The sequence below is a fragment of the Coprococcus sp. RTP21281st1_F1_RTP21281_210402 genome (assembly GCF_040915325.1).
GTDB classification, from domain to species: Bacteria; Bacillota; Clostridia; order Lachnospirales; family Lachnospiraceae; genus Coprococcus; species Coprococcus aceti.
Genome location: NZ_JBCPDQ010000006.1, coordinates 1 through 12199 on the forward strand (window position 1 = coordinate 1; position 12199 = coordinate 12199).

A 12199-nucleotide genomic window follows, 5' to 3' on the forward strand; every position below is an offset into this window, starting at 1 on the left:
TGGGGCGAGCAGTAACAATAGCCCTTTGGAGGGCTGATAATAAACCACCACTTGAAGTGGTGGTTGCTAACTTAGAATAAAGTTATCGGACGGATGTCAGATGACAGATGATAACAGGCTTCCATGGCAGAGATGCTGTGGAAGCCTGTTGTATTATTGGGAGATGGAAGAGATATGAATTGTAAAGCAGTGGTGTTTGATATGGATGGAGTCATCCTCGATTCAGAACAATTGGTTGTCAAGAGCTGGCAGAAGACAGCGGACAAATATGGCATAGAGGACATAGAGAGCTTCTGTATGGCTGCCCTTGGACTCAACCGTGAGGCGGCGAAGAAGCTGTTCGTGCAGATGTACAAAGGAAGATGTGGTGAAGGACAGGATACATTGGATGAGGAGAGATATGAGAGCCTCAAGGTTGAGATGGCGGCGGAATTCCACCGGGCAGCGGCAGAGGGAGAGCTTGTGCTGAAGCCGGGAGTTACGGACATGCTGAAGATGCTCAGGGATAATTGCATACCATGTGCCCTTGCCACATCCACCAGAAAAGAGGTAGTCACCATGGAGCTCATCAACCTCGGGGTGATAGATTACTTCGACAAGCTTGTATGTGGAGACATGGTAGATCGGAGCAAACCCGCACCGGATATATTCCTGAAGGCCTGTGAAGAGCTTGGAGTTGAGTCGGAGAGTGCATGGGCGGTGGAGGACTCATACAACGGAGTCAGAGCAGCATATGCGGCAGGGATGAAGATTGCCATGATCCCGGACCTCGTGCAGCCGGATGATGAGATGAGGGATAAGGCAGATTTTATATTTAAGAATATGAATGAGTTTCAAGAGTATATTCTTGAGTCCATCAGAGCATGACAGATGGATCCGACGAATAAAAAAAGAACTCCTGATGCAGAGAGAGCAAAATCTCTGTAACAGGAGTTCTTTTAGTTAGTTTTTAGGGGTTTAAGGGGACTGGTGAGGTCCCATATATAATATGTAAGTCCCGGCAAAGGACTGACATATTTTGATCTAATGGGTCAGTTAGATCAATGACTCGTAGAGCTTGGTGATATCCTCCACGCTAGTCTCCTTTGGATTGCCCGGACGACATGCGTCATCGTAGGCTGACTGTGCCAGGAATGGAATATCCTCTGGCTTTACAATGTCTTTAAGGTCTGTAGGAATGCCTACATCGATGGATAACTGGCGTACTGCGTCAACTGCAGCTTTTCTGTATTCTTCCTGGGTCATGTCGTCTACGCCCTTGACGCCCATGGCTCTTGCTATCTCACGATACTTTTCTCCTGTTGCTTCTGCATTGTATTCCATTACAGTAGGCAGGATAATCGCGTTGGCAACACCGTGAGGTGTGTCATACAGAGCTCCCAGTGGATGAGCCATGGAATGAACGATTCCAAGACCTACATTTGAGAAGCCCATGCCTGCAACATACTGGCCAAGAGCCATATCTGCACGGCCCTCAGGTGTATTGGCAACAGCCCCTCTGAGCGAACGGCTGATGATCTCGATTGCCTTGAGGTGGAACATGTCTGACAGCTCCCATGCGGCTGCGGTGATGTAACCCTCGATTGCGTGTGTCAGTGCATCCATACCTGTGGCTGCTGTGAGTCCCTTTGGCATGGAGCTCATCATCTCAGGATCGACAAATGCCACAACAGGAATGTCCTTAGGATCAACACATACCATCTTGCGGTTCTTCTCAACATCTGTGATGACGTAGTTGATAGTTACCTCTGCTGCGGTTCCGGCTGTAGTTGGAACTGCAAATATAGGAACTGATTTATTCTTTGTAGGTGCAACACCCTCCAGACTTCTGATGTCTGCAAAATCAGGGTTAGCAATAACAATGCCGATACCCTTGGCAGTGTCCATGGATGATCCGCCGCCTATGGCGATGATGTAATCTGCCTCAGCAGCCTTAAATGCGGCCACACCCTGCTGCACGTTCTCTATGGTAGGGTTTGGCTTGATGTTGGAATAGATCTCGTATGCAAGTCCTGCACCGTCCAGAACATCGGTGACCTTCTTGGTCACACCGAACTTGATCAGATCAGGATCTGAGCACACAAGAGCCTTGGCGAAGCCTCTGCCGACTGCCTCTGTGGCGATCTCAGCGATGGCACCCGCTCCGTGGTAAGAGGTTTCATTGAGTACGAATCTGTTTGCCATAAAAATATCTCCTCCTTTGCACTGCGCATTTGTGATAGAACTTCCAGATACTGCCATCAAAATGCACAAAAGATATATTAAAAATGTATATTTATTATAACATTTGTACAATAAAAAGCAAATAGACATAACAGGTGAAATGTCAACATTTACAGGCAAAATGGTGGCATTTACACTGGTAATACCATAATGCGTCTGCTAAAATATGTGGATGGATACAGCAGGGATGCGGATATGTCCCTGCGATAAAATGATACGGAGAACAGAAGATGACATTGACACCGGAGCAGAAGGATATAATAGATAAATATGTGAAGAAGCCAGAGTGGAGAGTGGCGGGCAAAAGAGCGGACTTTAATGCCATAGGCGAGAGGTTCGGTGTGAGTCCTGTTGTGGCGAGGGTTATCACGAACAGAGGAGTCACCGGGGAGAAAGCCATAGCTATGTACCTTGATGGCGACTGGGATTCCATGCACGATCCGGCACTGATGAAGGACATGGTGGAAGCCGGTGAGATAATAAAGGAAAAGCTCAGCGATAACAGGAGGATAAGGATAATCTCGGACTACGACGTGGACGGGGTTACCTCCAATTATATATTGCTTCTCGGCCTTCGGAGAACATGGGCGGCGCTGCACGGAAGCTGCGCTGATGACTGCACCGTGGTGGATTACGACATTCCACATCGAGTGCATGATGGATACGGAATAAATAAAAGACTTATAGATGCCGCCATAGCGGATGGTGTTGATACTATCATAACCTGCGACAATGGAATAGCGGCGATAGAACAGGTGAGATATGCGAAGGAGCGCGGGCTTACGGTCATCGTCACGGATCACCATCAGATCCCATTTGAGGAGAGTGATGGCGGCGAGCGGGTATATATGCTGCCCCAGGCGGATGCGGTCATAGACAATCAGAGGCAGGACTGTGAATATCCATTCAAGGGGCTGTGCGGGGCCGGCGTTGCGTTCAAGCTCATCCAGTACATGTACAGGATATGCGGGATAGCCGAGCGCGAGGTAAATGAATTCATGGAGATCCTGGGGCTGGCTACCAACTGTGACATGATGGATCTGGTGGATGAGAACAGACTCTATGTAAAATATGCCCTTGAAAGTCTGAAGGACAGCCGCAATCCGGGTCTGAATGCCCTCATGAGGCTCAGCGGCAGAAATGAGAAGAAGATATCAACGTATGATCTGGGATTTCTGATAGGGCCGTGCATCAATGCGGCGGGAAGACTGGGGGATGCGAAACAGAGCCTTGAGTTCTTGCTTGAGAGAGATCCAAATGTCGCCGAGGCAAGGGCTAGGGAACTGCTGGCTGTCAACAATGAGAGAAAGAACATGACGGAGGCCGGAGCCCGGCATATCACAGATATGCTTGAGACAGCCACTGTGAACGGAGAGTTCGGACAGGCGGCTACCCTTGCGGACAAGGTGCTTGTGGTGTATATACCGGCTGTACATGAGAGCGTTGTGGGAATAATCGCCAGCAGGCTCAAGGAGGCATACACAAGACCTGCGATGGTGTTCACGGACGCAGAGACGCCGGGGATACTGAAAGGATCGGGAAGATCCATAGACAGCTACAACATGTTCGAGGAGCTGAACCGGTTCCGGGAGATGTTCACTGCATTTGGCGGACATGCCATGGCGGCGGGCTTTTCCATAGAGAAGGAGAGGCTTGACGAGCTGAGGCGGAAGCTCAATGAAGCGGCGGTGCTGACGGATGAAGATATAACACCTAAGCTGATGATAGATGTGACCATGCCGCTGGCGTACAACAGCATAGAGCTGACGGAACAGATCGAGAGGCTTGAACCATACGGAAAGGGTAACAGGAAACCGCTGTTTGCACAGGCGGCAGTACCGGTGCGAAGGGCGCAGATACTTGGAAGAAACAAAAATCTTCTGAAGCTCCAGCTTGATACCTGGTACGGAAGGTGCGTGGATGCCATAGATTTTGATCCGGATACATTTGTGAATAACATAAAACAGTGGTTTGGAGAGGATGAATGTGTTAAAATGTTAAATGGTCAGCCGAACGCCGTAGTGATAGATGTCGCATACTATCCGACCATCAATGAATATATGGGAAGACGTTCACTCCAGATGAAGATGGAGGCCTATAACAAGGGAATATAAGCTGACTTTGATGAGAATATTATTAAGTACATTTGTAATATATATCATACAGGAGGACGTAAGATGAGTGAGGTAGAAAAGTATATCAAGAGTATTCCTGATTTTCCACAGCCGGGAATCATATTCAGGGATGTGACAAGTGTAACTGAGGATCCTGAGGGCATGAAGCTGGCCATCGATGAGATGGATAAGCTGCTGGAGGGAGTAGATTACGATGTCATCGCCGGAGCAGAGTCCAGAGGATTTATATTTGGAGCACCGCTGGCATACAAGAACGGCAAGGGACTTGTTCTCGTGAGAAAGAAGGGCAAGCTCCCGAGAGAGACCGTGGAGATGTCTTACGATCTTGAGTATGGACAGGCTACTATAGAGATACATAAGGATTCCATCAAGCCGGGTGAGAAGGTCGTGCTGGTGGATGATCTTATTGCAACAGGTGGAACCATAGAGGCTGCGGCTAAGCTTATAGAGAGCCTTGGCGGAATAGTAGTCAAGATGGTATTCCTCATAGAGCTGACAGACCTGAAGGGAAGAGAGAGACTTTCCAAATATGACGTGGCTTCAGTAGTACAGTTTGAGGGAGAATGATCAGGGCAGAATAAAACAGGAAGTGTGGTGAGCATATGGGAGAGACATTGGATAAGACACAGGACAATATAATAGCTCAGGAGACGAAGAGAGCTGCGGAAGCAGGTGTTATCACCTCGGAGCAGGCCACGAAGGATGGAATAGCAGCCATCGAGAAGGCTCTTGCGTCTGGCAAGAATGTTCCTCAGAATGAACTTATAAAGCTGGAGGAGCAGGCGAATAAGCAGATGAAGGCGAAGAGAGAGATAGATCTGTCCACACCGGCAGATTTTACACCGCCGGAGGAATTGTATAAGGAGCTTATCTCAAGGATACTCACATATCACCCATCTGCCGACATCACTATGATAGAGAAGGCATATAAGGTGGCGGACGCTGCCCACAAGGGACAGCTCAGAAAGTCCGGGGAGCCTTATATCATGCACCCTCTGAATGTGGCCATAATCCTGGCAGAGCTCGAGCTTGACAAGGAGACGATAGTGGCTGGAATACTTCACGATGTCGTTGAGGATACAGTCATGACATCTGAGGAGATAGCAGCGGAGTTCTCCGAGGAGGTTGCTTTCCTTGTGGATGGAGTTACGAAGCTGACACAGCTCAAGATGACCACGGACAAGATAGAGGTTCAGGCGGAGAATCTGCGTAAGATGTTCCTCTCCATGGCGAAGGATATCAGAGTCATACTGATAAAGCTGGCGGACAGACTCCACAATCTGAGAACCCTCCAGTATCAGTCACCGGAGAAGCAGATAGAGAAGGCCAGAGAGACCATGGATATATATGCGCCTATCGCACACAGACTTGGTATCAGCAAGATCAAGGTCGAGCTGGATGACCTGTCCATGATGTACCTCATGCCGGATGTGTACAAGGATCTCAAGGCGCAGATAGATGAGAAGCTTACCGAGAGGGATGCTTATATCAAGAGGGTCGTTGCCGATGTCAAGAAGCATATCGATAATGCCGGACTTGAGGCTGAGATAGACGGAAGAGTAAAGCATTTCTTCAGTATATATAAGAAGATGAAGAACCAGAACAAGACTCTGGATCAGATATACGATATATTTGCGGTACGTATCAAGGTGAATACGGTCAGGGACTGTTACTCAGCACTGGGTATCATTCATGAGATGTACAAGCCTATTCCGGGAAGATTCAAGGACTACATAGCCATGCCTAAGTCCAACATGTACCAGTCCCTTCACACCACACTGATCGGACCTGAGGGACAGCCATTTGAGATACAGATAAGAACCTACGAGATGCACAGAACGGCTGAGTATGGTATCGCTGCGCACTGGAAGTACAAGGAGAACATAACCGGTACGGTCATGCAGAAGGAGGAGGAAAAGCTCTCCTGGCTCCGTCAGATCCTTGAGTGGCAGAGGGATACCGATGACAACAAGGAGTTCATGAGCTTTGTCAAGACTGACCTTGATCTCTTTGCTGAACAGGTATACTGCTTTACTCCTGCCGGAGATGTTAAGAACCTTCCTAGCGGATCCACACCTATAGATTTTGCCTATGCCATTCACACGGCGGTGGGCAACAAGATGGTCGGTGCAAGGATCAACGGACGACAGGTTCCTATAGATACCAAGCTTAACAACGGAGATCGTGTGGAGATCATAACCTCACAGAACTCCACAGGACCAAGCCGTGACTGGCTGAGTATAGTCAAGAGTACACAGGCGAGGACAAAGATCAACCAGTGGTTTAAGCATCAGCTCAAGGATGAGAATATCAGCCGCGGAAGAGAGCTCATACTGAACTACTGCAAATCAAAGGGAATAGACTACTCCATGTACTCAAAGCCTGAGTATCAGGAGAAGATATACAAGAAGTACAATTTCCAGGATTGGGATTCCATAGTTGCCGCCGTTGGACATGGCGGAATCAAGGAAGGTCAGATAGTAAACCGTCTGATTGATGAGTACAACAAGGAGCACAAGCCACAGACTGCCACGAACGCTGAGGTTCTGGACGAGTATTCGGTGAAGAAGAACCATGGCAACCATACCGGCAAGGGTGGAATAATCGTAAACGGCATAGATGACGTTGCCGTGAGATTCTCCAAGTGTTGTTCACCTGTTCCGGGGGATGAGATCATAGGATTTATCACCAGAGGACGAGGTGTGTCCATACACCGTACCGACTGTGTAAATGTGTTGTGCATGAGCGAGGCGGACAGAGCCAGAGTCATCGAGGCCGAGTGGAAGGATGACGCTGTTGCATCGAACACATACATGACCGAGATAAATATATATGCAGATGACAGAAACGGCATATTATTTGACATAACCAAGATCCTCAGCGAGGCAAATATAAACGTAAACAGTATCAACAGCCGTACAAGCAAGCAGGGCAAGGCTACGATCACGATCTCATTTGCGATCAAGTCGAAGGAACAGTTGAATACGATAATTGCCAAGATAAGGAATGTTGATAATATAATTGATATAGAGAGAACTACGGGCTGATGGCCGGAAAGGTTTATATGGCGGAATTAAAAGTTATCAGAAGTGAGCTGGGAGGATTCCAGACGAATTGTTATATAGTGGCAAATGAGCAGACCGGGGAGGCGATAGTCATTGATCCTTCATGGAATGCGAATTATATATACAACACACTGAAGAAAAATGAGTATACCTGCGTTGGCATTTATCTCACCCACGGTCATGTGGATCACATGGCGGCGATGGGAGATCTGAAGAAGCTCACAGGCGCGGATACATATGCTTCGGAGGACGAGAAGGAAGTTCTCGGCAACGGCAGGGTGAACCTGTCGGCGATGATGACCAGTGTATTTGAAAAGGTGATAGAGACTGAGACGGATCACTATCTGAGCGACGGCAGTGTGAAGAAGTTGCTTGGCACTGAGATGAGATGCATCAGTGTGTCGGGACATACCAGAGGCGGAATGTGCTATTACTTCGAGTCAGAGAATATACTGTTCTCAGGGGATACGCTGTTCAAATACAGTGTGGGAAGATCGGATTTCCCTACAGGTGATGAGCATGCGCTGCTCGAGAACATAAGAGAGAAGCTGTTTGTGCTTCCTGATGATACCGTGGTGTACCCTGGACACGGGGAGACAACACTTATAAGAAAAGAGAAGAAGATGAATCCGTTCTTCTGATGGGCGGATCATGGTGGAAATATGATATTACTGATACAGAATATAGAAGATTACAACAATGATCTCCGGGTGAGTCTCCAGGCCTTCTACGGCGGTGAAAGAATAGTGGTCCCGGAGATATTTGACAAAAAGCCGGAGCTTAAGGCGGAGATAGACAAGGAGCTTGTGGCGGATATAGATGACAATAGAATAAATATAGAGCTGTATTCTGTAGTAGACGGAGGAGAGCGGACTTTGGCATGCAGCACACAGATCCCTGTGGATGGCGACTGCCGGGATAAGAGTGCCGTGAGGAATCCGTTAAAGCTGGCGATATACAACATGCTTTCGGAGTATACAGACCGCAGACTTCCGTGGGGCTCCCTGACGGGTATCAGACCTACGAAGATAGCTGTGTCTTATATGGAAGCCGGGATGACCTCAGAGGATATAATAGGAAACTACCAGGAGATATATGGAACCTCCCGTGAGAAAGCCGAGCTGGCAGTGGCGGTGGCTGACAGGGAGAAGAAAATCATAGACTCTGTGGCGGAGGAGGACGAATACTGTCTGTATATAGGCATACCGTTCTGTCCGACAAGATGTTTGTACTGTTCATTTACCTCATATCCGATCGCGGTATATAAGAATAAGGTGGATGCATATCTGGACGCAGTCGAGAAAGAGATGGCATACGTTGCGGAGGCGTATTCCGGAAAACGGCTCATATCAATATATGTGGGAGGCGGAACGCCGTCATCCATATCTGCGGAGCATATGGACAGACTCTGCAGCATGATAGAGAAGTCATTTGACCTGTCACAGGTGAGGGAGTTCACCATAGAAGCGGGCAGACCGGACAGTACCACATTTGACAAGCTTGAGGTCATGAAGCGCCACGGAGTGACGCGTATAAGCATAAATCCACAGACCATGAACGAGGAGACACTAAGGACCATAGGCAGGGCACATACGCCGGAGCAGACGGTCATAGCCATGGAGAATGCCCGGAGAGCGGGCTTTGACAACATCAACATGGATCTGATAGTGGGACTTCCGGGAGAGGACACGGACAGTGTGGAGAACACGCTGAGACAGGTGAAGGAGCTTTCCCCTGAAAGTCTGACGGTTCACACCCTTGCCATCAAGAGGGCGGCGAATCTGAACATAGAGATGGACAAATACCGTGACACCCTGAAGTCGGATATAGACAGCCAGCTCGGTGCTGTTACGAGGGCGGCGGCTGAGATGGGGCTTGATCCATACTATCTGTACAGACAGAAGAACATGACCGGCAATCTGGAGAACGTGGGTTACTCGAAGCCGGGGCTTGAGTGCCTGTACAATATACTCATCATGGAGGAGAGGACTGACATCATCGGTCTCGGTGCCGGAAGTTCATCGAAGCTTGTGGTGAGACCAGGACATGACGGAGTGACAGAGGGGACACGTATAGACAGAATAGAGAATTGTAAGAGTGTAGACGATTATATAGCTCGAATAGATGAGATGATCGAGCGTAAGAAAGCGGGATTTATATGGGATTAGCATTGGAGAAGGATGCAGAAGAATGCTATTCAGTTGATATGAATGATGCGGTGCGCCATGGAATGTGTGTGAGTGTACTGGCATCTGAGCTGGCGAGGGAGCTGGGCTGTGATGAGGAATTCATACACAAGGTTGCTGTGGCGGGAATGCTGCACGATGTGGGCAAGCTGCAGGTGAGTCCTTACATATATGGACGGCGGCAGGGTGCGATGAAGATCGAGGAGATGAGATACGTCAGGCTGCATGCCAAGCTTGGCGCGGAGATACTTAAGCGTGAGGGCTACGATCAGGACATAGTGGATATGGTGCACTATCACCATGAGAACTATGACGGCTCGGGATATCCGTACAGGATGCGGGGCGAGGAGATACCACTCGGCGCAAGACTTATCAGAGTGTGCGATGTGTTCAGTGCACTGGTCAGCGACAGACCATACAGGAAGGCATTTGACGCGGATACGGCATTTGGAATGGTGATAGATGAGGTGAGACACTTCGACATGAGGGCGTTCCTGGCGTTCCAGCGGCTGATCAACACCACAGACATCATGAGCAGGGTGGATCAGGTGCTTCACGGCGATATTCCAGGTCTTGACGAAAAATGAAAAAAGTGTATAGTGACATAAGGAAAGTTTTTAATTTTAGGAGGATAGCGTAAGATGGCAGAATCTATGCAGGGGCTTAAGAGAAGCCACAGATGTACAGAGGTTAGCAGTGCCAACATAGGTGAGAAAGTTACCGTGATGGGCTGGGTTCAGAAGAGCAGAAATAAAGGTGGAATAATCTTTGTAGATCTTCGAGATAGAAGTGGAATATTACAGGTTATATTTGAGGAGTCACAGTGTGGCGCAGAGTGCTTCGAGAAGGCAGGAAAGCTCCGTTCAGAGTTCGTTGCAGCCATCGAGGGAACAGTGTGCAAGCGTGCGGGTGCAGTGAATGAGAACCTTGCAACAGGAGACATCGAGGTCGTTGCAAGCAGCCTCCGTATACTGTCAGAGGCAGAGACACCTCCATTCCCTATAGAGGAGAACAGCAAGACCAAGGAGGAGATAAGGCTCAAGTACAGATATCTCGACCTCAGACGTCCTGACCTCCAGAGAAATCTTATCATGAAGAGTAAGGTAGCCACCATCGCCAGACAGTTCATGGCAGATGAGGGATTCCTTGAGATAGAGACACCTATGCTGACCAAGTCAACACCAGAGGGAGCGAGAGATTACCTTGTGCCAAGCCGTGTACACCCTGGTACATTCTACGCTCTGCCACAGTCACCACAGCTCTTCAAGCAGCTTCTTATGTGCTCTGGTTACGACAGATATTTCCAGATCGCAAGATGCTTCCGTGACGAGGATCTCCGTGCAGACAGACAGCCGGAGTTCACCCAGATGGATATGGAGCTCTCATTTGTTGACGTTGACGATGTAATCGATGTAAATGAGCGTCTTCTTGCAAAGCTCTTCAAGGAGATACTTGATCTCGACATCCAGCTTCCAATTCAGAGAATGACATGGCAGGAGGCAATGGACAGATTTGGTTCAGATAAGCCTGACCTCAGATTTGGACTCGAGCTCAAGGATGTCAGCGATGTTGTCAAGGACTGTGAGTTCGGAGTATTCACAGGTGCCCTTGCAAATGGCGGAACAGTCCGCGGTATCAATGCCGAGGGACAGGGAAGCATGCCTAGAAAGAAGATAGATGCCCTTATCGAGTATGCAAAGACATACGGCGCAAAGGGACTTGCATATATAGTTATCAACGAGGATGGAAGCTACAAGTCATCATTTGCCAAGTTCATGACAGAGGAGCAGATGAACGCCCTTGTGGCAGCCATGGATGGAAAGCCTGGCGACCTGCTTCTGTTCGCAGCGGACAAGACAAAGATCGTATGGACAGTCCTCGGCGCACTGAGATGCCATCTGGCAGAGCTCATGGGACTTGTGGACAAGAATGTATACAGATTCGTGTGGATCACAGAGTTCCCACTTCTTGAGTGGTCAGACGAGGAGAACAGATTCACAGCTATGCACCATCCATTTACCATGCCTATGGAGGAGGATCTTCAGTACATCGATTCTGATCCGGGCAGGGTTCGTGCAAAGGCTTATGATATAGTATTAAACGGAAATGAGATCGGTGGAGGTTCAGTCAGAATCCATCAGGATGACATTCAGGAGAAGATGTTCGAGTGCCTTGGCTTTACAAAGGCTCAGGCTCACGAGAGATTCGGATTCCTTCTGGATGCGTTCAAGTACGGAGTACCACCTCACGCAGGACTTGCCTATGGTCTTGACCGTCTGGTCATGCTCATGGCAAAGCAGGATTCTATCCGTGACGTAATCGCATTCCCTAAGGTAAAGGATGCATCATGTCTCATGACAAATGCGCCTGACTATGTAGACGACAAACAGCTCGCTGAGCTTGGAATCGAGGTCACACCAGAGGCTGAGGCCGAGATCGAGGCTGAGAAGAGCGCACCTGCAGACGCAGAGTAGAATGACAGAATAATATACAGAAGGACGAGCTTCTGATACGGAGGCGGGATATCAAACAGGATATCCCGCCTCTTTTTTGCGTTTACAGACATAAAGAGCAAATGGGGTACATATAC

At 48.7% G+C, this 12199-nt stretch carries 9 protein-coding genes; 8 read left to right on the top strand and 1 reads right to left on the bottom strand.

The genetic code is table 11. From position 1 onward, the window contains the following. Positions 1-174: 174 nt before the first annotated feature. Positions 175-867: an HAD family phosphatase gene (locus tag AB5150_RS09500; RefSeq protein WP_071849498.1), complete on the top strand. Its 693-nt coding sequence runs from the start codon at positions 175-177 to the stop codon at positions 865-867. Positions 868-1035: 168 nt separating this feature from the next. Here the strand turns inward: AB5150_RS09500 and fucO are convergent, their stop codons facing one another. Continuing rightward, positions 1036-2184, bottom strand: coding sequence for a lactaldehyde reductase (gene fucO / locus AB5150_RS09505; RefSeq protein WP_015534330.1), 1149 nt, complete (start codon positions 2182-2184; stop codon positions 1036-1038). 269 nt (positions 2185-2453) lie between these two features. Here fucO and recJ point away from each other — a divergent pair, with 269 nt between their 5' ends. The 7 genes from recJ (at position 2454) to aspS (ending at position 12083) form a co-directional block, all read left to right on the top strand. Next, entirely contained in the window at positions 2454-4337 is a 1884-nt protein-coding gene (recJ, locus tag AB5150_RS09510; protein ID WP_368291740.1) for a single-stranded-DNA-specific exonuclease RecJ, read from the top strand. Positions 4338-4400: 63 nt separating this feature from the next. Next, entirely contained in the window at positions 4401-4925 is a 525-nt protein-coding gene (locus AB5150_RS09515; protein ID WP_015534328.1) for an adenine phosphoribosyltransferase, read from the top strand. Positions 4926-4960: 35 nt separating this feature from the next. Beyond that, complete coding sequence (locus AB5150_RS09520; RefSeq protein WP_161171492.1) at positions 4961-7405, top strand: bifunctional (p)ppGpp synthetase/guanosine-3',5'-bis(diphosphate) 3'-pyrophosphohydrolase; 2445 nt, start codon at positions 4961-4963, stop codon at positions 7403-7405. 17 nt (positions 7406-7422) lie between these two features. Beyond that, positions 7423-8064, top strand: coding sequence for an MBL fold metallo-hydrolase (locus AB5150_RS09525; protein WP_368291741.1), 642 nt, complete (start codon positions 7423-7425; stop codon positions 8062-8064). A 21-nt stretch (positions 8065-8085) separates the two neighbouring features. Next, on the top strand, positions 8086-9591 hold the full coding sequence (gene hemZ, locus AB5150_RS09530; RefSeq protein WP_349823097.1) for a coproporphyrinogen dehydrogenase HemZ: 1506 nt from the start codon (positions 8086-8088) through the stop codon (positions 9589-9591). Then, positions 9582-10196, top strand: a complete 615-nt coding sequence (locus tag AB5150_RS09535; protein WP_055146154.1) for an HD-GYP domain-containing protein — start codon at positions 9582-9584, stop codon at positions 10194-10196. The genes hemZ and AB5150_RS09535 overlap by 10 nt, the downstream gene beginning before the upstream one ends. A 54-nt stretch (positions 10197-10250) precedes the next feature. Next, entirely contained in the window at positions 10251-12083 is a 1833-nt protein-coding gene (gene aspS, locus AB5150_RS09540; protein ID WP_015534324.1) for an aspartate--tRNA ligase, read from the top strand. Positions 12084-12199: the final 116 nt, after the last annotated feature.